General features: G+C 57.7%; 25 protein-coding genes. 8 read left to right on the top strand and 17 right to left on the bottom strand.

Annotation, left to right across the window (positions count from 1 at the left end; genetic code table 11):
- Positions 1–422: 422 nt before the first annotated feature.
- Entirely contained in the window at positions 423–1049 is a 627-nt protein-coding gene (locus tag ACZRMS_RS09185; protein WP_463995059.1) for a response regulator, read from the top strand.
- A gap of 94 nt (positions 1050–1143) precedes the next feature.
- Here the strand turns inward: ACZRMS_RS09185 and ACZRMS_RS09180 are convergent, their stop codons facing one another.
- From ACZRMS_RS09180 to metG, 4 genes are all read right to left on the bottom strand, one after another.
- Positions 1144–1326: a PA3496 family putative envelope integrity protein gene (locus ACZRMS_RS09180; RefSeq protein WP_048359025.1), complete on the bottom strand. Its 183-nt coding sequence runs from the start codon at positions 1324–1326 to the stop codon at positions 1144–1146.
- A 106-nt stretch (positions 1327–1432) separates the two neighbouring features.
- Complete coding sequence (gene nth / locus ACZRMS_RS09175) at positions 1433–2071, bottom strand: endonuclease III (protein WP_463995058.1); 639 nt, start codon at positions 2069–2071, stop codon at positions 1433–1435.
- Positions 2072–2139: 68 nt separating this feature from the next.
- A complete protein-coding gene (gene rsxB, locus ACZRMS_RS09170) occupies positions 2140–3132 on the bottom strand; it encodes an electron transport complex subunit RsxB (RefSeq protein ID WP_463995057.1) in 993 nt (330 codons plus the stop codon).
- Between the two features lie 214 nt (positions 3133–3346).
- Complete coding sequence (metG, locus tag ACZRMS_RS09165; RefSeq protein WP_463995056.1) at positions 3347–5398, bottom strand: methionine--tRNA ligase; 2052 nt, start codon at positions 5396–5398, stop codon at positions 3347–3349.
- A gap of 181 nt (positions 5399–5579) precedes the next feature.
- Here metG and apbC point away from each other — a divergent pair, with 181 nt between their 5' ends.
- Positions 5580–6674 (top strand): iron-sulfur cluster carrier protein ApbC, encoded by a 1095-nt coding sequence (apbC, locus tag ACZRMS_RS09160; protein WP_463995055.1) that lies wholly within the window; start codon positions 5580–5582, stop codon positions 6672–6674.
- A 161-nt stretch (positions 6675–6835) separates the two neighbouring features.
- Here apbC and ACZRMS_RS09155 read toward each other — a convergent pair whose 3' ends face one another.
- The gene (locus ACZRMS_RS09155) at positions 6836–7045 is read right to left on the bottom strand and encodes a cold-shock protein (RefSeq protein ID WP_002554837.1); all 210 of its coding nucleotides are present in this window, start codon (positions 7043–7045) and stop codon (positions 6836–6838) included.
- Between the two features lie 352 nt (positions 7046–7397).
- Between ACZRMS_RS09155 and dcd the strand changes: the two genes are divergently transcribed.
- The gene (gene dcd / locus ACZRMS_RS09150; RefSeq protein ID WP_048359020.1) at positions 7398–7964 is read left to right on the top strand and encodes a dCTP deaminase; all 567 of its coding nucleotides are present in this window, start codon (positions 7398–7400) and stop codon (positions 7962–7964) included.
- A gap of 92 nt (positions 7965–8056) precedes the next feature.
- Positions 8057–8263, top strand: coding sequence for a hypothetical protein (locus ACZRMS_RS09145; protein ID WP_048359019.1), 207 nt, complete (start codon positions 8057–8059; stop codon positions 8261–8263).
- Between the two features lie 13 nt (positions 8264–8276).
- Here ACZRMS_RS09145 and ACZRMS_RS09140 read toward each other — a convergent pair whose 3' ends face one another.
- The 11 genes from ACZRMS_RS09140 to ACZRMS_RS09090 all read right to left on the bottom strand — a co-directional run bounded on the left by ACZRMS_RS09140 (position 8277) and on the right by ACZRMS_RS09090 (position 17949).
- Positions 8277–9041, bottom strand: a complete 765-nt coding sequence (locus ACZRMS_RS09140) for an ABC transporter ATP-binding protein (RefSeq protein ID WP_463995054.1) — start codon at positions 9039–9041, stop codon at positions 8277–8279.
- 7 nt (positions 9042–9048) lie between these two features.
- Entirely contained in the window at positions 9049–10170 is a 1122-nt protein-coding gene (locus tag ACZRMS_RS09135) for a succinylglutamate desuccinylase/aspartoacylase family protein (RefSeq protein WP_463995053.1), read from the bottom strand.
- Between the two features lie 9 nt (positions 10171–10179).
- The gene (locus ACZRMS_RS09130) at positions 10180–10890 is read right to left on the bottom strand and encodes an ABC transporter permease (protein WP_463995052.1); all 711 of its coding nucleotides are present in this window, start codon (positions 10888–10890) and stop codon (positions 10180–10182) included.
- Positions 10887–11615 (bottom strand): ABC transporter permease, encoded by a 729-nt coding sequence (locus ACZRMS_RS09125; protein WP_463995051.1) that lies wholly within the window; start codon positions 11613–11615, stop codon positions 10887–10889. Before ACZRMS_RS09125 ends, ACZRMS_RS09130 begins: the two co-directional genes overlap by 4 nt.
- Before the next feature lie 57 nt (positions 11616–11672).
- Entirely contained in the window at positions 11673–12455 is a 783-nt protein-coding gene (locus ACZRMS_RS09120) for a transporter substrate-binding domain-containing protein (protein ID WP_463995050.1), read from the bottom strand.
- 266 nt (positions 12456–12721) lie between these two features.
- Positions 12722–15184 (bottom strand): penicillin acylase family protein, encoded by a 2463-nt coding sequence (locus ACZRMS_RS09115; RefSeq protein ID WP_463995049.1) that lies wholly within the window; start codon positions 15182–15184, stop codon positions 12722–12724.
- A 207-nt stretch (positions 15185–15391) separates the two neighbouring features.
- Entirely contained in the window at positions 15392–16033 is a 642-nt protein-coding gene (locus tag ACZRMS_RS09110; protein WP_463995048.1) for a glutathione S-transferase N-terminal domain-containing protein, read from the bottom strand.
- 202 nt (positions 16034–16235) lie between these two features.
- Positions 16236–16445: an SEC-C metal-binding domain-containing protein gene (locus ACZRMS_RS09105; protein ID WP_019823514.1), complete on the bottom strand. Its 210-nt coding sequence runs from the start codon at positions 16443–16445 to the stop codon at positions 16236–16238.
- Positions 16446–16452: 7 nt separating this feature from the next.
- Positions 16453–16938: an LEA/WHy family protein gene (locus ACZRMS_RS09100; RefSeq protein ID WP_463995047.1), complete on the bottom strand. Its 486-nt coding sequence runs from the start codon at positions 16936–16938 to the stop codon at positions 16453–16455.
- Positions 16939–16964: 26 nt separating this feature from the next.
- Positions 16965–17447, bottom strand: a complete 483-nt coding sequence (locus ACZRMS_RS09095; protein ID WP_463995046.1) for a YchJ family protein — start codon at positions 17445–17447, stop codon at positions 16965–16967.
- A gap of 4 nt (positions 17448–17451) precedes the next feature.
- Positions 17452–17949: a DUF6231 family protein gene (locus ACZRMS_RS09090; protein WP_463995045.1), complete on the bottom strand. Its 498-nt coding sequence runs from the start codon at positions 17947–17949 to the stop codon at positions 17452–17454.
- A gap of 146 nt (positions 17950–18095) precedes the next feature.
- Here ACZRMS_RS09090 and ACZRMS_RS09085 point away from each other — a divergent pair, with 146 nt between their 5' ends.
- The 3 genes from ACZRMS_RS09085 (at position 18096) to ACZRMS_RS09075 (ending at position 19991) form a co-directional block, all read left to right on the top strand.
- The gene (locus ACZRMS_RS09085; RefSeq protein WP_463995044.1) at positions 18096–18785 is read left to right on the top strand and encodes a PA1041 family peptidoglycan-binding anchor lipoprotein; all 690 of its coding nucleotides are present in this window, start codon (positions 18096–18098) and stop codon (positions 18783–18785) included.
- 176 nt (positions 18786–18961) lie between these two features.
- Positions 18962–19240 (top strand): DUF1145 domain-containing protein, encoded by a 279-nt coding sequence (locus ACZRMS_RS09080; protein WP_463995043.1) that lies wholly within the window; start codon positions 18962–18964, stop codon positions 19238–19240.
- Positions 19233–19991 (top strand): collagen-like protein, encoded by a 759-nt coding sequence (locus ACZRMS_RS09075; protein ID WP_463995042.1) that lies wholly within the window; start codon positions 19233–19235, stop codon positions 19989–19991. Before ACZRMS_RS09080 ends, ACZRMS_RS09075 begins: the two co-directional genes overlap by 8 nt.
- A gap of 41 nt (positions 19992–20032) precedes the next feature.
- Here the strand turns inward: ACZRMS_RS09075 and ACZRMS_RS09070 are convergent, their stop codons facing one another.
- Positions 20033–20497 carry a CopD family protein gene (locus ACZRMS_RS09070; RefSeq protein ID WP_463995041.1) on the bottom strand — a complete coding sequence of 155 codons (465 nt, stop codon included), beginning with the start codon at positions 20495–20497 and terminating at the stop codon, positions 20033–20035.
- Positions 20498–20595: 98 nt separating this feature from the next.
- On the opposite strand from ACZRMS_RS09070, the gene dinG reads away from it, so the two are divergent.
- Complete coding sequence (gene dinG, locus ACZRMS_RS09065; protein WP_463995040.1) at positions 20596–22740, top strand: ATP-dependent DNA helicase DinG; 2145 nt, start codon at positions 20596–20598, stop codon at positions 22738–22740.
- Positions 22741–22817: the final 77 nt, after the last annotated feature.

Genomic DNA, 22817 nt, shown 5'->3' with positions numbered 1-22817 from the left:
GAGTAGATTTTACCTTTCGTGAAAATTACTTGGTTTTGGTTTTTTTTATTTTCTGATTGGGTTGTAGCACGGTTTTAAAGGGGGTTCAGGTGTTGAGTGAAGGGCGTGCTGATATGGTGAAATCTTGGTTTTTACTTGAGGTAGAGCGCTTGCCATTACTTGTATAAAGATATTTCAAGTTGTGCTCATGGCTGTGCATTAAGTTTGAGGATGGCGTCGCAGGGGAGGATGTATGTTTAGTTGTTTACTTGAGGTGTAATAAATGTCTGTTATTTGTGTCGTGAACATGTAGGTTTTTTCTTGATTTTGTGTAGGAAATGTCTTTGGTTGTTAGTGCTTGGGGGGACACTATGCCCAGGTTGTCATGACTAGGCTATTGTGCTGGTTCTAAAAATTCGAACAGCGATAAATTGGAATTGCCCATGAATAAAGTGCTGATCGTGGATGATCATCCTGTAATTCGTCTTGCTGTGCGTATGCTCATGGAAAGACATGGCTACGAAGTCATCGCAGAGACGGACAATGGAGTGGACGCTTTACAGCTTGCACGTGAATACGCGCCCGATATTGTAATTCTCGATATTGGGATACCCAAACTTGACGGGCTTGAAGTTATTGCGCGCCTGTCAACACCTGCAGTGCCTGTCAAGGTTCTGGTGCTGACTTCACAAGCCCCGGGTCACTTTTCCATGCGCTGCATGCAGGCAGGTGCAGCAGGTTATGTATGCAAGCAGCAGGATTTGACCGAACTGCTGAGTGCTATCAAGGCTGTGCTGTCAGGTTACAGTTACTTCCCGAATCAGGCCTTGCACTCAGTGCGCTCCAGCCTGGGAAATGCCAGCGAGGCGGATATGGTCAATCGCCTGTCAGGGCGAGAGATGATGGTGCTGCAGCAGTTGGCGCGAGGGAAAAGCAACAAAGAGATAGCTGATGGCATGTTTCTGAGCAATAAAACGGTGAGTACCTACAAAACGCGCCTTTTATTGAAGCTGAATGCCCGCTCGCTCGTTGATTTGATCGAGCTTGCACAGCGTAATGGCCTGGTATGAGACGAGGGGTGTGGGGAATTGAGAGCCAAGCCAGAGCCCTCTGAAAACAAAAAAGCCTCCGCTAAAGGAGGCTTTTGATGTCGTTTTCCAAAAACTAAAGATCGTATCCATAATCTTCAAGCTCTTTTCTGAGCCTTTTTTCTTCCAGAAGTGCGTCTATAGTCCGGCGTTTGGCCAAATTGGTTTTGGCCACCTCGATAACAGGCTCCACTATTTCGTCCGGATCGACGACTGCAAAATCTTCTTCTACTTCCAGTTCTTCTTTGCCAGTGCTCATTCAGTTCACTCCAGGCCAAGACAGTCAATGGCGCCCCTTATAGCGATATTCGCTGCCGGGGTAAAAAAGATTTTCTCAATCGATCAGCCCATAAAATATCTATTACTCAATCGTCAGAGGTTTTTTCCTTGAAGTCGCACAGGTCTTCTATGCGACAGCTCCCGCACCGCGGCTTGCGCGCCTGGCAGACGTAGCGGCCATGCAGGATGAGCCAATGATGGGCGTCCAGCAGATACGGTTTGGGTACGTACTTCATTAAATTCTTTTCGACCTCGACCACATTTTTGCCTGGTGCAATTCCCGTACGGTTACTGACCCTGAAAATATGGGTGTCCACGGCCATAGTCAGCTGTCTGAAGGCTGTGTTGAGTACCACGTTTGCAGTCTTGCGCCCTACTCCGGGGAGCGCTTCAAGCTCTTCGCGCGTCTGTGGTACCTGACTGTCATGGCGTTCAATCAATAAACGGCAGGTTTCAATCACGTTTTTAGCCTTACTGTTAAAAAGGCCAATGGTCTTGATGTACTCCGTCAGCCCTTCTACCCCCAGAGCGTAGATGGCTTCTGGTGTATTGGCGACTGGAAACAGTTTGGCCATTGCCTTGTTCACGCTCACGTCGGTGGCTTGAGCGGACAGGATCACGGCAATCAATAGTTCGAAAGGAGAGGTGTAGGCAAGTTCGGTTTTGGGTTCAGGGTTGTCTTCGTGAAACCGGCGAAATATCTCAAGGCGCTTTGCGGCGTTCATGGGTTAAACCTTTGTTCGATAGCTGTCCGTTAAACGAAGCGGCGCTTGTTTTGTGGTGAAAGAACCTATCAGACCTTGGATGGGCTCAACGCGTTGAGTGTTATTTGCGCCTGGGTAACAGCTTCAGTTAAAAGCGTCAGTTGCGCGCTGGACTGTTCCTGGGTTTGCGCCTTTTTAAGCTCGGCGCGCCGCATGGCCAGTTGGATTTTTGCGCGTTTGAGTTCTGCGTTGTTTGCAGCGGGCTCGGCAACAGCAGCCTTGGGGCCAGCCTCCAGTTGGGCCAGTGTTTGTTCAGCTGACTCAAACTGCTGCTGCAGGGCCACGAGCTGGAATTGCTGCGGTGCAGTTGGAGGATGGCCAAATGCCTTGAGCGATTTGTTCAATTGGGCGCGGGCCATGGCGAGCTCGACCTTGGCTTTTTTAAGCGTTGCATCGTTAGGGCTGAATGGTTCTGCTGCCAGGCTCCCTGGGTGCATGCCGCTGTCGGCGCCTGCAGATGGCCGTTGGGCGCGTGCCAGGCGTTCTGCGAGCCTGTGTTGCTCTTCGCGGTGCAGGCGCTCGTCACGCCGCTCATAACGTCTGCGGGCGTGGTCTCGTTTTTGGCTGCGGGCGTTGTACTGCTCTGCTTCGTGAGCGAGGTCGCCGACAATCGGGATTACATTTGCAGGCAAAGGTCGCATTTCAATGCAGTCCACCGGGCAGGGAGCTATGCAGAGGTCGCAGCCGGTGCATTCGTCGACAATGACGGTGTGCATGAGCTTGGCCGCGCCGAGAATGGCATCAATCGGGCAGGCCTGAATGCATTTGGTGCAACCGATACATTCGGCTTCGCGAATATAGGCTACCTGGGGTGGCGCGGCACCTCGTCCGGTATCCAGTTCCAGTACTGGAATGCTGAGCAGGGTGGCGAGTGCTGCAATGGTTTCATGCCCTCCGGGTGGGCACTTGTTGATGGCCTCGCCTTGGGCAATACCTTGCGCATAGGGTTTGCAGCCCGGGTGGCCGCATTTTCCGCATTGGGTTTGCGGCAATAAAGCATCAATACGTTGAATCAGGCTCATGGTGTGATCAGTCCAGCGACGGCGGGGCGCACCCGGGCGGCACTCATCATGCGCAGGTGAAGAATTGGGGGTGTGGCTATCAAATATCAGTATCAGGTCAGTCATGATCGGTGCGGTCAAGCGAGCAGGGCTGATTATCCGACAAGGCAAGCAGGGCAGCAGAATGACAACCGCTAACGGCTTGTGGGCCGTTAGCGGTTAAGAGGGGGCGCTATTACTTGATGCGTTGACCAGGTTTAGCACCGCTATCCGGGCTCAGCAGGTAAATTTCTTCACCGCCAGGGCCGGCAGCCATCACCATCCCTTCAGATATGCCGAAGCGCATTTTACGCGGCTTCAGGTTGGCAATCATCATGGTCAGGCGACCTTCAAGGTCGGACGGGTTCGGATAAGCGCTCTTGATGCCCGAGAACACGTTGCGTTGCTCATCGCCAATATCCAGCGTCAGGCGCAGCAGCTTGTCCGCACCTTCAACGGCTTCGGCCTTGAGGATCAGCGCGACGCGCAAGTCCACAGCGGCGAAGGCATCAAAGTCGATTTCTGCAGCCAGCGGCTCCTTGACCAGCTCACCGTTGCCTTGTGGGGCAGCGGAACCGGTGTCGGTCTGGCTGGCAGCCAGGTCTTCTTTGGATGCGTCGCTCATGGCCTGGACCTTGACCGGGTCAATACGGGTCATCAATGGTTTGAATGCATTCAACTGATGGTTGGCCAGCAAGACGTTGTAATCGTTCCAGGTCAAAGGCTCGACGTTCAAGAAGGCCTCGGCATCGGCTGCGAGCTGTGGCAGTACCGGCTTGAGGAAGATGATCAGCTGGCGGAACAGGTTGATCCCCAGGGCGCAGACGGCCTGGACTTCATCCTGCTTGCCTTCGACCTTGGCCATTGCCCAAGGCGCTTTTTCAGCGATCCAGGCGTTGGCGCGGTCGGCCAGGGCCATGATTTCACGCATGGCGCGAGCAAAGTCACGGGCTTCATAAGCTTCGGCAATGCTCGGTGCTGCAGCAAGGAATGCATCGGTCAGCTCGGGAGCAGCATTGCCCTCGACCATGACACCGGCGTTACCCTTGTGAATGAAACCGGCACAACGGCTGGCAATGTTCACCACTTTGCCGACCAGATCCGAGTTGACCTTCTGTACGAAGTCTTCCAGGTTCAGGTCCAGGTCATCGACGCCGCGCCCCAGCTTGGAAGCGTAGTAATAGCGCAGGTATTCCGGCGACAGATGGTCCAGGTAGGTGCGGGCCTTGATAAAGGTGCCGCGGGATTTGGACATTTTCTGGCCGTTGACGGTCAGGTAGCCGTGCACATTGATGGCGGTCGGCTTGCGATAGCCGGCACCTTCGAGCATGGCTGGCCAGAACAGGGCGTGGAAGTTCACGATGTCCTTGCCGATGAAGTGATACAGCTCGGCGGTGGAATCCTTGGCCCAGTACGCATCGAAGTCCAGTTCCGGACGGCGTGCGCAGAGGTTCTTGAAGCTGGCCATGTAGCCGATTGGTGCATCCAGCCATACGTAGAAGTACTTGCCGGGTGCATCCGGGATCTCGAAGCCGAAATACGGTGCATCGCGGGAGATATCCCACTGTTGCAGGCCAGCATCCAGCCATTCGGCGATCTTGTTGGCCACGGCATCTTGCAGGGCGCCGCTACGGGTCCAGCTTTTGAGCATGGCGTCGAAGTCGGGCAGCTTGAAGAAGAAGTGCTCGGAGTCCTTGAGTACCGGAGTGGCACCCGAGATCGCCGACTTTGGATTTTTCAGGTCGGTTGGCGCATAGGTGGCGCCGCATTTTTCGCAGTTGTCGCCGTATTGATCATCCGTGCCGCATTTAGGGCAGGTGCCCTTGATGAAGCGGTCGGCCAGGAACATTTTCTTTTCCGGGTCGAAGTACTGGGTGATCGAGCGGGTAGCGATATGCCCGGCTTCGCGCAACTTGATGTAGATCGCACTCGACAGCTCACGGTTTTCTTCGGCGTGGGTCGAATGGAAGTTGTCGAAGTCTACGAGAAACTCGGCAAAGTCGGCGCTGTGTTCAGCCTGGACGTTGGCGATCAGTTGCTCGGGGGTGATGCCTTCTTTTTCGGCGCGCAGCATGATGGCCGAGCCGTGGGCGTCGTCTGCACAGACATAAGTGCACTGATTGCCGCGAAGTTTCTGGAAACGCACCCACATATCGGTCTGGATGTACTCAAGCATATGGCCAAGGTGAATTGAACCATTGGCATAGGGCAGGGCGCTGGTGACGAGGATCTTGCGTGGCTCGGACATGGGGCTCGGCTACTTGATGAGACGGTGGTCGGCCACTATAAAGCGCCGAGCAATATATTTCACCCCGTGGCGGTGTATCTGATCGTTTAGGCTGTTTTTGAGCGCTGCAAAAGCCTGCTGCCGATGGTTTATTACAGGTACGATAGCGGCCTGTTTCACTCAGTCTTTACGGGAGTTGCCCATGAGCGCAGTCAATCGCGCAGCGGTGGAGGCCGTCCTTCGCCAATACACCGACCCTTATTTGAATCAGGATCCGGTCAGTGCCGGATGCATTCGCAACATTGAAATTCAGGGCGATCGCGTCAGTGTCCAGCTTGAGTTGGGTTATGCCGCCGGTCTGTTCAAGAGCGGCTGGGCGCAAATACTGCAAATGGCCATCGAGAATATGGATGGGGTTGCCTCGGCCAAGGTTGAAATCAGTTGCGTGATTGCGGCGCACAAGGCGCAGGCGCAAATCCCGGGTCTGGCCAATGTGAAAAACATTGTGGCCGTGGCCTCAGGCAAGGGCGGTGTCGGTAAATCCACCACCGCCGCCAATCTGGCACTGGCGCTGGCCCGTGAAGGGGCGCGGGTGGGGATTCTGGATGCGGATATCTATGGTCCGAGTCAGGGCGTGATGTTCGGTATCCCTGAGGGTACCCGGCCAAAGATTCGTGATCAGAAGTGGTTTGTGCCGATTGAGGCCCATGGCGTTGAAGTAATGTCGATGGCATTTCTGACCGACGACAACACACCGATGGTCTGGCGTGGTCCGATGGTGTCGGGTGCGTTGCTGCAGTTGGTGACGCAAACCGCCTGGAACGACCTCGATTATCTGGTCATCGACATGCCGCCGGGTACGGGTGATATCCAGCTGACCCTGGCGCAAAAAGTCCCGGTGACCGGTTCGGTAATCGTCACCACCCCACAGGATCTGGCTTTGCTGGATGCGCGCAAGGGTGTCGAGATGTTCCGCAAGGTGAACATTCCGGTGCTGGGCGTGGTGGAAAACATGGCCGTACACATTTGCTCAAACTGTGGTCATGCAGAGCATCTGTTCGGCGAGGGCGGTGGCGAGAAGCTGGCTACCCAATACGGGGTTGAGGTGCTTGCCTCGCTGCCATTGTCGATGGAGATTCGTGAGCAGGCCGATAACGGCAAACCAACAGCGGTTGCTGACCCTGATAGCCCGATTGCACTGATCTATCAGGAACTGGCCCGCCAGGTAGGTGCGCGGATTGTTCAGCATGAAGCTGCTTCACAGGCAATGCCGACGATCACTACCAGCGACGACTGATTATGCGGCAGGTGTAAAGCTTGAGGGGGTGGCCGCAGTGATGCTATTGCGGGCAAACCCGCTCCCGCAGGTTTTGAATGGTTCACACCTGTGGCGATTTTATTGCAGGCATAAAAAAACCCCGCTTTTAAGGGCGGGGTTTTTTACTGGATCAGCACAAGTTAGATAACTTGAACTTCCTCAGCTTGCATGCCTTTCTGACCGCGGGTAGCGATGAAAGAAACCTGTTGGCCTTCTTTCAGGCTTTTGAAGCCGTCGGATTGGATTGCTTTGAAGTGAACAAACAGGTCGTCACCGGATTGTGGAGTGATGAAGCCGAAGCCTTTTTCATCGTTGAACCACTTAACGGTACCAGTTTGGCGATTAGACATGGTGTAACTCCTTGAACAAAGATAACTGCGACGCAGGAAAAGCCCTGGCCGAGACTGAGTGCAAAGAGCAGGAAAAATTCTTGGAGATGGTTGGATCGAAATTCAACATATCGTGTAGAGATTCTCAGTGACACAAGCAACACAGTGGCGCCACCTTAACGCTTTTTTCAGAACGTGCAAAGGGTCTTTGCGAAGGTTTCTATAAAAACGTGACTGACGGTTGCCCTTACACCCTGTATTTACTGCATCTAAGGCTATTTTCGATATTTTTGCCCCAGACTTTTGAACCGGGCCCTAGGGGGCGGTAAGATGCCCGACAGAATTTTCTACCTCGCTATTCAGGACACCCGCCATGAGCATCAAACCAGACAAGTGGATTCGCCGCATGGCGCAAGAGCACGGCATGATCGAACCTTTCGTCGAGCGTCAGGTGCGTGAAGAGGGTGAGAACCGTCTGATTTCCTACGGCGTATCGAGCTATGGCTACGACGTTCGTTGCGCAAATGAATTCAAAGTGTTCACCAATATCAACTCGGCGACCGTTGATCCGAAGAATTTCGACGCGGGCAGCTTTGTTGATGTCATCAGCGACGTCTGCATCATTCCGCCCAACTCCTTCGCACTGGCGCGCACCGTTGAATACTTCCGTATTCCGCGCAACGTGCTGACCATCTGCCTGGGTAAAAGCACCTACGCACGCTGCGGCATCATCGTTAACGTGACGCCGCTAGAGCCTGAGTGGGAAGGCCACGTCACCCTGGAGTTCTCCAACACCACGACATTGCCGGCCAAGATCTACGCCAACGAAGGCGTGGCGCAAATGCTGTTCTTCGAGTCGGATGAAGAGTGCGAAGTGTCGTACAAGGATCGTGGCGGCAAGTATCAGGGCCAACGTGGCGTGACCTTGCCACGTACCTGACGAACAGAGGGAATTCTTGGGCGATCACGCACTCTATTGAGTGTATTCCGGTTACGCATCCTGCGAGCCGGAGCATCGCTCAGGAGTGCCTTATGAAGATCGATCCGAGTATCCGCGCCCAGCTGGCAAGCCTTGAGCCCAATCAGGTAGGGCTGCTGGCGTGGTCTCTGCTCGCTTATCCCCAGTTGCATGCCGGTGGCATCCCTGGCCAGCCCGACCCTGATACCCCCCAGCCGATCGAGCCCGAACCGGGCGTGCCGACCCTGCCTGACGAACCGCCGCCTGCCCCGACGGCCTGATCTGTAGTGACCCTTATTTCAAGTTCCCGCTCAAAAACTGGCGCAAGCGCTCGCTTTTCGGGTTGTCCAGCACATCCGCGGGGGGGCCTTGCTCTTCGACCAGACCCTGATGAAGAAACATCACCTGGCTCGACACTTTGCGCGCGAAGCTCATTTCGTGGGTCACCATGATCATGGTGCGACCTTCCTCGGCCAGGCCCTGAATGACTCGCAACACCTCGCCCACCAGCTCCGGGTCGAGCGCTGAAGTGGGTTCGTCGAACAGCATGATTTGCGGCTCCATCGCCAGTGCCCTGGCAATGGCGACACGCTGTTGCTGGCCCCCCGAGAGAAAGGCCGGATACTGATCGGCCACGCGGGCGGGCAGGCCGACCTTGTCCAGGTAGCGGCGAGCGCGCTCCTCGGCGTCTTTTTTGCTGACCCCCAGCACGCGGCGCGGCGCCAGGGTGATGTTCTCCAGCACCGTCATGTGGCTCCACAGATTGAAGTGCTGGAACACCATGGCCAGGCGGGTGCGCAGCCGTTGCAACTCGTCATCATCGGCGACCCGCATGCCGTGCTTGTCGCTGATCATGCGAATGACCTGGCCATCAAGGGTCATGGCACCGTCGTTCGGTGTTTCGAGGAAGTTGATGCAGCGCAAGAAGGTGCTTTTGCCCGAGCCACTGGCGCCTATCAGGCAAATCACATCCCCGCTTTTGGCCTTGAGCGAAACGCCTTTGAGTACTTCATTGTCGCCATAGCTTTTGTGCAGTCCTTCGACGGTGAGTTTGTACATGCTGACCTCAAGGAGAAAGAAGATAGCCGCTGCGATAAGCGTTTTGGCCTGCAACATGGGCGATCACCATGCCGGCAGTGGCCATGCGCCGCAGCGAGCGGGCGTAGAGCAAGCCGGCGTTGGTGCAGTGAACCGGTGTGAGCCGGTCGCTGATGGGGTCAATGATCTGTGCGATCAACTGGCCGGCGTCGAGGTAGTCACCCGGCTTGGCGCAAAATACCAGCAACCCGCCGACAGGCGTCGCCACAGGCTCGACACCGGCCAAGGGTGTTGCGGGGTAGGGTAGAGGCGGGAAAGGCCTGGATTGGCCTTCAATCGCGCCAAAATCGATCAGGTAGTCAATCAGCGCCTGACAGTCATGCTCGGCATGTTCATGGCTGACATCGCCCTGGCCGCGTAACTCCACGGTCACGGAAAAACTGCCCTGCGGGATCGCGAAGCAGTGCTCGAAACGTTGCTGTAATTGCCACCAGAGCAGGGTGAAGCACTCATCGAACGATAACCCGCCGGAGTCTGTTGCCAGCAGGCTGGCTTGTGCGCCGAGGTAGCGGGCCAGCGGTTCGACCTGCGGCCAGGCCTCGGGCGTGGTGTACAGGTGCGCCACGGCCTCGAAGTCGCAATGCAGATCCAGCACCATATCGGCATCGCATGCCAGCGCTTGCAGGGTCAGGCGTTGCGAGTGCAGTTGTGTCGTCGGGACTTGTGCCGCCAGTGCTTCGCGCAGATGACGGCGAATCAGCAGCAGATTGTGCGCAGCGTCGTTGTTTAATTGCCCTTCAAGCTCATCGCCGATTTGCGTACTGAGATCCAGGAAGTTGCGATTGAAGTTTTGCCCGCTTTCCAGCTCGTAACGGCCCAACGGGATATCCATCAGTACTTGTTCCAGCCCCGCCGGATTGGCCACCGGGACCAGTACGATTTCGCTGCGCAGCCGGCCGGCATCTTCCAGTTCGGCCAGGCGCTGCTTGAGGTGCCAGGCGACCAGCATTCCGGGCAGTTCGTCCGCGTGCAGCGAGGCCTGAATATAGACTTTGCCCTGTGGCCGGGAAGGCCCGTAGTGAAAGCTGTGAATATGCCGTTCAGTGCCCGGAACAGGCGCCAGTAAAGGGTGGATTTGATGTCGCTGCATGAAGACGTCCTAGTGAGCCGGGCCGAGGAAAGCCAACCAGCGGCGTTCCGCCAGCCGGAACAATCCAACCAGAATAAAGGTGACACACAGATAAATAACCGCAGCGATACCAAATGACTGAAACGTCAGGAAGGTCGCTGAATTGGCGTCGCGCGCCACTTTCAATACGTCTGGAATGGTTGCGGTAAACGCCACGGTAGTGGAGTGCAGCATCAGGATCACCTCATTGCTGTAGTACGGCAATGAGCGCCGCAGCACCGAGGGCATGATGACGTAGGTGTAGAGTTTCCAGCCACTGAGGCCATAGGCCTTGGCGGCCTCGACTTCGCCGTGGGCCATGCTGCGGATGGCTCCGGCGAAAATCTCTGTGGTGTAGGCGCAGGTGTTGAGGGCAAACGCCAGAATCGTACAGTTCATGGCATCGCGAAAGAACGCATCCAGCACCGGTTGCGATCTGACGGCGGCGAGGCTGTAGATCCCGGTGTAGCAAATCAGCAACTGGATATACAGCGGTGTGCCGCGAAACAGGTAGGTGTAAAACTGTATCGGCCAGCGCACCCAGCGGCTGGGCGAAACCCGCGCAATAGACAGCGGGATGGACACCACAAAGCCGATCACCAGCGAGGCTGTCAGCAGCCACAAAGTCATGGCCAGGCCCGTGATGTGATAGCCGTCGCTGTACAGAAACGGCCGCCAGTACTCCTGCAATAGCTCAATCATCGCACTGCCTCCCGAGATCCTGCGGCATAGCGGCGTTCCAGCCGGCGTAACACGAAGTTGGATACGCTGGTAATGGCCAGGTAAACAAGCGCCGCAATCACCAGGAAATAGAACAGCTGATAGGTGCTTTTGCCCGCGTCCTGAGCGGCCTTGACCAGGTCGGCCAGACCGATGATGGACACCAGCGCCGTGGCCTTGAGCATCACCATCCAGTTATTGCCAATGCCCGGCAGGGCGAAGCGCATCATCTGCGGGAAAACCACGTAGCGGAACCGCTGCCCGCGCTTGAGACCATATGCAGTCGCCGCTTCGACTTGACCACGGGGCACCGAGAGGATCGCGCCGCGAAAGGTCTCGGTGAAATACGCGCCGTAGATAAAACCCAGGGTGATGACCCCGGCACTGAACGGATCGATCTCGATGTATTCCCATTCCATCGCATCGGTGAGGCTGGTCAGCCAGGTTTGCAGGCTGTAAAAAATCAGCAGCATCAGTACCAGGTCGGGGACGCCGCGAATCAGCGTGGTGTAGAGCTGTGCCGGAATGCGTAACAGCTTGAGGCTGGAAAGTTTGGCGCTGGCGCCGAGCAGGCCGAGCACTACGCTCACCGCCAGCGACAATACCGATAACTTGAGGGTCATCCAGGTGCCTTGCAGCAGCAAGGGGCCAAAGCCCTGCAAGCTGAATGCAGAAAGCCCAAGGCTCTGTAAAAGGTTTTCAACCATGACAATCGAACCTATGGCAGTCAAAAAGGCACCCACGCGCACGTGGGTGCCGAGGCATTATTTGCCGCTGTAAAGATTCAGATCGCCGAAGTGTTTTTTCTGGATCGTGGCGTAGGTGCCATCGTCGTGTAACGCTTTGATACCTTTGTTCAGCAAGGCCTGTAGCTCTTTGTTACCTTTTTTGATACCGATCGCCGTTTTAGAAGGCAGCAATTCGCTGTCCACGGGCTTGCTGACTTCGTAATCAGCGCCTTGTGGCGTTTTCAGGAAGCCCAGTTCGGCTTGCAGCATGTCCTGGATCGAGGCGTCGAGACGGCCTGAAATAAGGTCGGCATAGACTTGATCCTGGTTGGCGTAGGCCTGGGTTTTAACGCCCGCCTTGTCCAGTACCGCCTTGGCGTAGGCTTCCTGGATGGTGCCTTGCTCGTAACCGACGGTCTTGCCTTTCAGTGATTCAGGGCTTGCGTCCAGCCCCGAGCCTTTTTTGAACACCAGCGAGGTCGGGCCGGAGAACAGCTCGTTGGAGAAGTCGATGACCTTCTCGCGGGCCGGGGTAACGGTCATGGATGAGATCACACCGTCGAATTTGTTGGCTTTAAGCCCTGGAATGGTGCCGTCAAAGTCAGACTCGACCCATTTGCACTTCACCTTCAATTCGGCGCAGATGGCATTGCCCAAGTCGATATCAAAGCCCACCAGGCTGCCATCGGCCGCCTTGGACTCAAACGGTGCGTAGGACGGGTCAACACCGAAACGCAGCTCCTTATAGTCTTTGGCAAGCGCTGCGCCGGCAGCCATGCATAAAGTCAGTGCAGAGAGGGCAAGAAATGCTTTTTTCATTATTCAATCCCTAAAACCAATGAGCGCTTGTGGCGCGTGATGACTGCTACTGGAACGCTACGACACAAGGGAAGTAGCAAGTTCCGAACCACAGTGGGACCGGGAATGAATTAAAGGGATAAATGCGGTCAGAAGAGGGGCGAGTGCTTTAAAAAAAGGCATGGAAAAACAGGCGCACTTAAACAGTGCGTACAGGCAAAGGGGGAGGGGGCAAAAAACTGCGGGAGCAGCGACGCGGTGAGTCAGACACACCGCGTCGCTTGCGTTTATTTCCCCGGCATCAACGTTAACCGTGTGGTGCCATAGGTTTTGTCGAAGTTCTGTGGCTGCATCGGGAAGCTGATGTACTGGCCCTTCAGCCAGGGGTCGATACCGTCGGTGTAGTGCGGGCTGGCCGGGTTGCTGGACTGGCCCGTGCTGTTTTGCCCCATCATCGGTTCGATTTGCCCGAAGTCGACGATCATGCGCATCGCCGGGATCAGGGTGACGTCGAAACTTGAGCCTGCGACGTTGTAAGCCGCGGTGTTGAGTGTGGTGTGATCACCGCCTGCCATGACCGGCCCGCGAACCGTCTGGCCGCTGGCGTTGCGCCACAGGTAGTGGTGCAGCTTGCCCCATTGCCATGCCTTGCGATCAGCGCCCATCAAGCTGTCCCCGGCACTGATGGCACTCGCCAGGCTGCGGGCCAGAATGGCCGGTTTGTCTTCTTTTTGCGGGGTGCGGTTATCGTCCCAGAAGGGGCTGTCTTCGCGGCCCAGCAAGTGATCTGCCAGAGCCGGGTACGACAGGTTGCTGTTGGCAATGAATGCCTTCCAGTTGGCGCCGGTCTCGGGGCCCAGTTCATCGATGAAAATTTGCCGGGTGCTTTCTTGCAAAAACAGCTCATACAGCGCGGCGTCTGCCGAAGTGGGGCTGAGTTTGCCGTCAAAAGCCATCAGTCGGCCGAGTGCTTCGCGGGCTTTGGCCTGGTCTGTCACGGGTAACGCTGCAATCGCCTGCTTGAGCGGCTGCGCCATGCCGGGGGCGGCAAACATGGTTTTAAGTTTGGCCGCGAACAGAGTGGTCTGGTCGTACTGCATTGCAATCATGCTGCGAGCGTCCTGTTTGCCACTGCCTGCCAATTGTGCAAGGCGCTCGCTGCGTTCGGGGGCCAGCCACGAGTTGGACAGTTGCATGCCGTAGCCATAGGCGGCGGTGCGCTGGTTGGCCGTGCCCAGCCAGCCCTGGACCGGGTCCTGGTCGTAGGGATGCAGCATCGGGTCGGCGTAACCCTCCCAGTCATAGCGGCTGTCCCAGCCCGGTGACGGGAACAATCCCAGGCCTTCACGGCGGTTGGGGTAGAGCCCGGTCACTTGCCAGCCAATGTGGTTGGCATCGGCGTACAGCAAGTTCAGTGCGACGGCGCGGATTTCGCGGCTGGCGTCCGAGGCTTTTTCGCTGTTCTGGGCGCGGGACAGGTCAAAGAACGCATCAAGGGTTTTGTCGCCCTTGAGGTCCGGGGTTTGCAGTGCAAGCCCGAGGCTGCTGTTCAAGGCATTGGGTGTGCCCAGCGCGCTGTTGAGCAACGGGCCGTGGCGGGTTTCGTAAATGGCTTCGCGGATGGGGCGCTGACCTTTGACGAAGAACGTCTCGTTGCGCACAGTCGCTGGTAGCCATTTTCCGTCAGCCAGGTAGTACAGGCTGTTGCCTTGGCGTTTGAGTTTTTCCAGGAACACATCCTGGTTATCCCCCATGGCCATGCTCATGCCCCACGCCACCTTGCCGTTGAACCCGGCAAAGAGTGTCGGCAAGCCCGCGATTGAAGCCCCCGCAGCCTGGTATTTGGGGGCGCGGATCTGCACGTAGCTCCACGCCGAAGGCACACCGATGGGCTGGTGGATGTCGTTGGCCAACAGGCTTTTGCCGTTGCGACTGCGCTGCGGGCCTATGGCCCAGTCACTCGATGCGGTGACCCCCGGCAAGCTCAGCTGAGTCACCTGCTCCAGGGCCTGGGCCACACTGCTCAAACCTTGCAACTGACTGCCCAGGGCCAGGCCTTTGAGTTTGTCGGCCTCGGCAGTGGGCAGGGCTTCGTTGGGGTAGGTCGGCATCAGCCAGGGCAGTTTGTCGGTGCCGACTTTTTGCGCCAGTACCAGGGAATTAAGCTCTTCTTGCAGATTGACCGACATCCCGAAGTTCAACAGGCTGAAAATCAGCGCCGAATCTTCAGGTTTCCAGTACTCGATTTTGTAGCTGGCCTGGGCCAGATCGGCCGGCAGCTTGTCGCGGTAGCGGAACAGGTAGGCGTTGACCCCGCGGGCGTACACTTCGAAAAACTTTTTAAGGCGTGGCGATGCACTTTTATAGAGTTCGTCCGCGGTTTTTTTCAGATTGACGGTACGCATCAACCGGTCGGATTCCAGCGCATCGGCACCGTCCAGCTCGGCCATCCGGCCTTGGGCGAGCAAGCGCAGGCGCACCATCTGGCTGATACGGTCACCGGCGTGTACGTAGCCCAGGGTGAACAGGGCGTCATGAAAACTGCTGCTTTCGATCAGCGGCATGCCCTGGCTGTTACGGCGAACCGATACGTTCTGCGCCAGCCCTTTGAGCGGCAGTACGCCGGAGACAGGCACCAGGCTTTCAGTCGAGTGGTTGTTAATCTGGCAACCGGTCAGACCCAGCAGGCTGACCACTGCCGCGGCAACGCCGAACCGGGGTAGAAAATGAGTAAGGGCTGGCGAGGCCATGGCAAAGCTCCTGCGGGGGTGGTGTCATCGAAAGCCGCTACGTTAGTGAGGCCGATGACACCGTGCAAGCGCTATCTTGGGGGGCCGGACGAGAAAGCTGCAGCCGCTGGCGAAGGGTGCGACAAGGACCGCAGGACCTTCAAAACAGCGGGTTCGCTTCGCACCCCGTTGCAGCCTGTGGCAGCGGTGATGCAACGCCCGATCTGGTTACTTGGGCGGGTTGATTTTATCCACCAGCGCGTAGGCACGCTCTGTGGCCGGGCGGGCCTTGATGCGCTGGAACCACAGCTTCAACGCCGGGAAATCATCCAGGTCCTGACCCTGCCATTGGTAGGGCACGATCCACGGGTAGATCGCCATGTCGGCGATGCTGTATTCAGCCCCGGCGACAAACGCCCGGCCTTCCAGCTGTTTGTTCAATACGCCATACAGGCGGGCCGTTTCATCGGTGTAGCGCTTCATCGCATAAGGGATTTTTTCTGGCGCGAAGCGGTTGAAGTGATGATTTTGCCCGGCCATCGGCCCCAGGCCACCCATTTGCCAGAACAACCATTGCAGGGCCATCTGCCGACCGCGCAGATCTTTGGGCAGGAATTGCCCGGTTTTTTCCGCGAGGTACAGCAAGATGGCGCCCGACTCGAACAGCGACAGCGGTTCGCCGCCGTCAGCCGGGGCCTGATCGACAATGGCCGGGATGCGATTGTTCGGAGCGATCTTCAGGAAGTCGGGCGCGAACTGTTCGTTCTTGCCGATATTGATCGGATGGACCTTGTAGGGCAGGCCGGCTTCTTCCAGGAACAACGAGACTTTGTGGCCGTTGGGAGTGGTCCAGTAATAAAGATCGATCATGAAGGGCTCCAGAAGGGGGATTTCACGCAGCAACTGACACCCATCAAAGGTAGTCGTTGATTGGGGGATGTCAGTTTTACTCCCAAAAGCGCGTCGAATGAAAGCCGGTGGAAGGCTTCTTTGCGGGGATTTTCACGAAGCTAAAACAGAAACGCCGCACGTGCTCCAGGCAGGTGCGGCGTGTGCAGGGCGTCCCTGGGGATCAGGCGCCGTGGCACTTCTTGAATTTTTTGCTGCTGCCGCACGGGCAAGGGTCGTTGCGGCCAACGTCTTTCAGTTCGTTGCGCACAGGCTCTTGGGGTGCATGGCCGCAATGCGGGCCATGGACATGACCGTTGTCGTGGTCATGGGTGTGACCATGATCATGATCGTGGTTGCAGTCGGGGCCATGAACGTGGGGTTGTTGGGTCATTGCTCAATCACTCTGGAATAAAATCGCCGGGGATTATCTCGCCTTTACGCGTCAGGTGCACGTCGTAACCGTAGAACAGGCCGGTTTCAAGGATGCCTTCAAACCGGTAGGGGATAGGCCGGTCAGGTGATTCAAGCAATTTGACCAGTGGGCGCACGTGTGGCCAGAGGTTGGTGCGGACCGGGATCACGAAAGTCGCGTGGCTGTTGGGCTCCACACTGAACCAGTGTTCATGCTCGCCTTCCGTCAGCTTTATGGTGCCCAGATACACGGTGTAGCTCAGGCCGCGCACGGTGAGCGTCGAGTCATTGGGGTTGTCTACCCTGAAATGCAGCTTGAAACGCTGCTCCAGCATCTTGGCCTGAACCAGTTCGACTTTCACCAGTTGTACGTCCGGGTCTTTGTCTGTCGAACCGAACCAGGAGCTGCACCCCGCAAGCATCAGGATCATCACCAGGGCAATTGTTTTTGTTATTTGAGCCCGAGAATCCATTCCTTACTCCAGATGATCTGTATCGGTTAACCCTGTTGGCCGAAAAAACCGGCACAGCATTTTTTGAATTTCAGGCCGCTGGAGCATGGGCAGGCATCATTGCGCCCGACTTTCAGCGGTACGGTCGGGTCGATGAAGTACCAGCGCCCGGCGCTTTGCACGAAAGATGAGCGCTCGCGGTGACTGTGCTCGCCGTTGGTGTCGTGCCAACGTGCAGTAAAGGTCACAAATGCATGTTCCGGCTGACCGCCGAACACTTCGCTGCTTTCAACCTCCAGCCCCAGCCAGGTGCTTTGTGCGCTCCAGGCGGCAATGGACTGGCGATCGAGCCCGGCCTGTTGCACCGGCAAGGTGGTTGCCACCAGATACTCGATCAGCCCGAGAACATAGGCGCTGTAACGCGAACGCATCAGCGTTTCGGCGCTTGGGGCCGGGTGCCCGTCGTGATAATGCCCGCAGCAGGCGTCCAGCAAGTTGCCGCTGCCACAGGGGCAAATGGATGTACTCATCGGGTTACCACCAATACTTGCCAAAGTTTTCCGGGTTGGCCCAAAACCTGGCATTGAGCCAGTCGGGTACTTGTTTGTACTCGCGCAGATCGTAAGTGAACAGCGTCAGTACCTGCTCATCCCGCTGAAAGCGTTCATTGCTTTGCAGGGCCAGAGCAAAAAAGTCGGTTTCTTTCCAGTCGCAGGCTGCCAGGTCCGCCAACACGGCGATACGGCTGGCATTGAGGTTGCGAATCCCGCCCAGCAGCTCCAGGCCTGTGCGCTTGGGCAGGTGCTCCAGGCAATCGATGATCAGGGCGAGGTCAAAACGCTGCGCAGCCAGATGCTCCGGCAGCGCTCCGGGAGGTGCCAGGGCTACCAGCGCCTCGGGGTGTGCGGCCTGAAAGGCGGCCAGTGCCGGGAAACTGCTGGCGCCAACGACGAGCAGGTGTTGCGGCGCATAACGATCAAGCAGCGCAGCCAGCGCTTGCTGGGGCGTACGTGTAGAAATACCGGGCGTCATCGAAAGTCCTCAATCAGAACGTCCAAGACTAGCGTGCGCGAGCCCCGAGGCCTAGCCCCGTGCAATCACCTCGCTGGCGCATACCCCAACCCGGGTCTTTACTTTCTGTGCATCTGCCAAATGCCGACCCTCAGGAGAGATCCCACATGAGCATCATCAGGACAGCAGTACCTTTGATTGTTCTCACCAGCGTGTTGACGGGCTGTGCCGGTTTGCAAAAAACCGACTGGCCAACCTGTGCCGCCGTCGGTGGTGTAGGCGGGGCGGCATTGGGTGCAATAAAAAGCTCGGCCTGGGCCGGGGGTGGTGCGGTGTTTGGCGCGGGTATGGCGGCGGCTTACTGCTGGGTCCACGGTGATGGCGATGCGGACGGTGATGGCGTACCGGATAGCCGCGACAAGTGCCCCGATACGCCCAAAGGCGTGAAAGTGGACGCAGCGGGCTGTCCGATAGTGGCAGTGGTTGTGGTTGAAACAGTGGTGGTCAAAGAGGAGACCATCGTGGTGCGTGATGTGCACTTCGAGTTCAACTCCGCCAAATTGACCGCCGCCGACAAGGACAAACTCAATGTCATTGCCGCGCGCCTGAAAAAAGACGCCGCCAATGCCCAGCTCAAGGTCACGGGCTACACCGACAGCGTGGGCAGCGACGCCTACAATCTCAAACTGTCCAAAGAACGTGCGCAGTCCGTGGTCGAGTACCTGATTGCCAGCGGCATCCCGCGCAACCAGTTTGCCTCTGTGACCGGCGCAGGCGAGTCCAGCCCGGTTGCCAGCAACCAGACACCCGAGGGGCGCGCCCAAAATCGGCGTACCGAAATCCAGATCATTCGTTGAGTCTGCCCTGGGCCTGGCCGCAAGCCTCAGGGTAGAGCGGCGCACCCAGAACCTGAAGTCGCCGCTGCTTTGATCGTCCTGGTCAAATCAGCGGCGAAACTATTTGTAATGGCCTCTGGCGTCGTGCTCCTGCAAGCCGTTAATGTGGCCTCAAAGAAAAACACGAAGGCGGCTATATGAAGGTGTTTTGGGGGCTGGGGAAAGTATTGACGCTGATGTTTTGGGGCGTGGTACTGATCAATCTGTTTGAACCCTTGATCAACCCGTTCGATGTACTGATTAATCTGGTCGCCAGCCTGTTGCTGCTGACCCACGTGCTTGAGCTGCTGCTGTTCAAAGGCAGCCTGCGGGGCCGCCCGCATCCCTGGCGTGATCGCCTGCTGATTCTGCTGGTCGGGATTTTCCATGAGCACACCCTTGGTACCTCTTCTGAACGAGATTCCCGTCATGCGTAAGTTATGTCTGTTGGCGGCCTTGTGCAGCCCTTTGGCCCATGCCGACGTGGTGCAGGTTCAAGCCAATTCCCTGATGCGTTTGCCCGCTAACGCCAGCGTGCTGCAGCTGGAAAAACTCGATGTGGCTGACTACGGCACCTTGTTGATTCCGGCCGGTGTCACCCGGGTCAATATCGATCAGCTGAGTTTGGGACGTGAAGCGCGTATCACCATCGTGCCGGCCGAGCGAGGCATCGAGTTGCGGGTGGCCCGTGCGGAGCTGGGGGAGGGCAGCCAGATCAACGCCCGTGGAGCCTCGGGGACGTTCGAAAAACCTGCCCGGCCAGCGCGGGATCTGACCCTGCGGATTGAGTCGCTACAAGCCCCGCAACTGTCCATCGATGCCCGTGGCGGTACGGGTGCCCCGGGTTTTGTCGGGCTTGATGGTGGCAATGGCGAAACCCCGGGTTGCACCTGGGGCGCGGCGGGCCCTGGAGCCGATGGCGACAACGGCGGTAATGGACAGCCGGGCGCCGCAGGCGCAAAAGTACGGATTGAACTGCCGGGTAGCTACCCCGCAGAGCAGATCAGTGTGCGGGTTGATGGCGGTGCGGGGGGCAAACCCGGCGAGGCCGGGCGTCCGGGCGCAGGCGGCAAGTCCAAAGGCTGCATTGTGTACCGCACCGATGGCGGTAAATCAGGGAAGCCGGGGTTGGCCGGTCAGCCGGGAGATGCGGGATCGTCAGGAGCAGTGACCATACAGCGGCTGTAACCTGCCGCTGTTTCAAGCCTCTGTGGGGGCTGCTGTCTGCTTCAGAATGTGGGGCGGGCCGCCGCAATGGCCACCAGCACCAGCCCCACAATCAGGTTGCATCCCACCAGGCGCCGAATGCGGCCCATCACGGCCGCGCCTGTTGCCCACTCCTGAGCCTCTACGGCCTTGCGCAGTTCAGGCAGTTGCAGCGACTGAATCCGGATAAACAGCGCCACCATCACGATGTACAACCCCATCATGATCTGCACGTAGCGCGGGGCCGTTTCAAAGCCGTTAAAGCGCATCTGCAACAGACCCACACCGCTTATCGGCAAAATCACCACCGCGATCCACACCCAGACAAAAAAACGCTGAAACACTTCAACCCACAGCTTCAACCGCGCTGGGCCTTCAAGGGCCGAGATAGCGGCCGGGCGCAGGATCATCCAGGCGAAAAACATACCGCCCACCCAGATCAGGGCGGCCAGTACATGCAGGCTGTAGGCGAGGGCAAAGGCGGTCATTGGGGTACTCCGTTCGGCGCGGGATGAATTAGCGGGGTATGATAGCGGCCATTCGAACCACTGAAAATTTATCCAGCGTTTCTTGCGCCCGAAGAACCATGATTAGTAACGAACTAAAATCCCAGATCCAGGGCGCTTACTCGCGTTTTCTCGAATCCAAGAGCCTCAAGCCGCGTTACGGCCAGCGTTTGATGATCGCCGAAGTGGCTAAAGTGCTGGGCGATATCGACACCGACGAAGAAAACCACCGCAGTGGCGACCCGGCTGTGGTCGCCGTTGAAGCGGGTACCGGTACTGGCAAAACCGTGGCTTATTGCCTGGCTGCCATTCCTGTGGCCAAGGCCGCGGGCAAACGTCTGGTGGTCGCCACGGCGACCGTCGCGCTGCAGGAGCAGATCGTCTACAAGGACCTCCCGGACCTGATGCGCAACAGCGGGCTGAACTTCAGCTTTGCGCTGGCAAAGGGCCGTGGGCGTTACATGTGCCTGTCCAAACTCGACATGCTGCTGCAAGAGGGCCACGCGCAAACTGCGACGGCGCAGCTGTTCGAAGAAGAAGGCTTCAAGATCGAAGTTGATGAGGCCAGTCAGAAGCTGTTCACCAGCATGATCGAGAAGCTGGCCGGCAATAAGTGGGACGGTGACCGCGACAGCTGGCCCCAGGCACTTGAAGACCAGGACTGGGCCCGCCTGACCACCGATCACAGCCAGTGCACCAACCGCCATTGCCCCAACTTCGGCCAGTGCGCCTTTTACAAGGCTCGCGAAGGCATGAGCAAGGTGGACGTGATCGTCACCAACCACGACATGGTGCTGGCTGACCTCGCGCTGGGTGGCGGCGCTGTGTTGCCGGACCCGCGTGACACGGTCTACGTATTCGACGAAGGTCATCACCTGCCGGACAAGGCCATCGGCCATTTCGCCCACTACACCCGTTTGCGTTCGACGGCCGACTGGCTGGAGCAAACCGCCAAGAACCTCACCAAACTGCTTGCCCAGCACCCGTTGCCGGGCGACCTGGGGCGTTTGCTGGAGCAGGTGCCGGAGCTGGCCAAAGAGATCAAGGCCCAGCAACAGTTCATGTTCAGCGCGTGTGAGCAGATCGCTGACTTCAAGGTCGGCGAAGAACCCGAAGGCCGTGAGCGGCCGCGTCATCGCTTTGTCGGTGGCCTGATTCCCGATCACATGCGTGAAATGGGCATCGAGCTGAAGAAAGGCTTCTCGCGCCTTACAGACCTGTTCACCCGTCTGACCGAAATCCTCAAGGACGGCATGGATGGCGAGGTCAATATCGGCATCACCAGCAACCAGGCTGAGGAGTGGTATCCGCTGTTTGGCAGCTTGCTGTCCCGTGCCCAGGGCAACTGGGAGCTGTGGACTGCCTTTACCGTCGAAGACCCGCAGGACAACCCGCCCATGGCGCGCTGGCTGACCCTGGCTGAAAGCGGTTCGCTGTTTGATATCGAGGTTAACGCAAGCCCCATCCTTGCCGCTGAAATGCTGCGTCGCAACCTGTGGAACGTGGCTTATGGCGTGCTTGTCACATCGGCCACCCTGACGGCGCTCGGCACATTCGACCGGTTCCGCATGCGTGCGGGCCTGCCTAAAACCGCCGTCACGGCGGTGGTGCCAAGCCCTTTCCATCACGCGGATGCAGGCGTGTTGCGGGTGCCGGACCTCAAGGCTGATCCGCGTGACGCCAGCGCCCACACTGCCGCGATCATCCGAGATTTGCCGGGGCTGGTGGAAGGCTCGCGGGGCACGCTGGTGCTGTTCTCATCGCGCAAGCAAATGCAGGACGTGTTCGACGGCCTGGAGCGCGACTGGCGCAAGCAAGTGTTTATCCAGGGCAACCTGTCCAAGCAGGAGACCCTCAACAAACACAAGGCGCGGGTTGACAGCGGGGAGTCCAGCGTATTGTTCGGCCTGGCCAGTTTTGCCGAAGGCGTGGACTTGCCCGGCGCCTACTGCGAACACGTGGTGATCGCCAAAATCCCGTTCTCGGTTCCCGATGATCCTGTCGAAGCGGCGCTGGCCGAATGGATCGAAGCCCGGGGCGGCAACCCCTTCATGGAAATCTCGGTGCCCGACGCTTCGCTCAAGCTGGTACAGGCTTGCGGGCGCCTGCTGCGGACCGAGCAGGACCGGGGCACGATCACCTTGCTGGATCGACGCCTGGTCACCCAGCGCTATGGCAAAGCGATTCTCAACGCACTGCCGCCATTCAGGCGCGAAATTTCTTAAGTGCAAGTCGGCGTTATCGTCGACTTTGCTGTCTATGCTTTGACTTTCACCACCTCACAGGCCCGTTTTCGGCCGTT

The sequence above is a fragment of the Pseudomonas sp. B424 genome (assembly GCF_055408345.1).
This window is presented reverse-complemented; position numbering and strand designations above follow the sequence as displayed.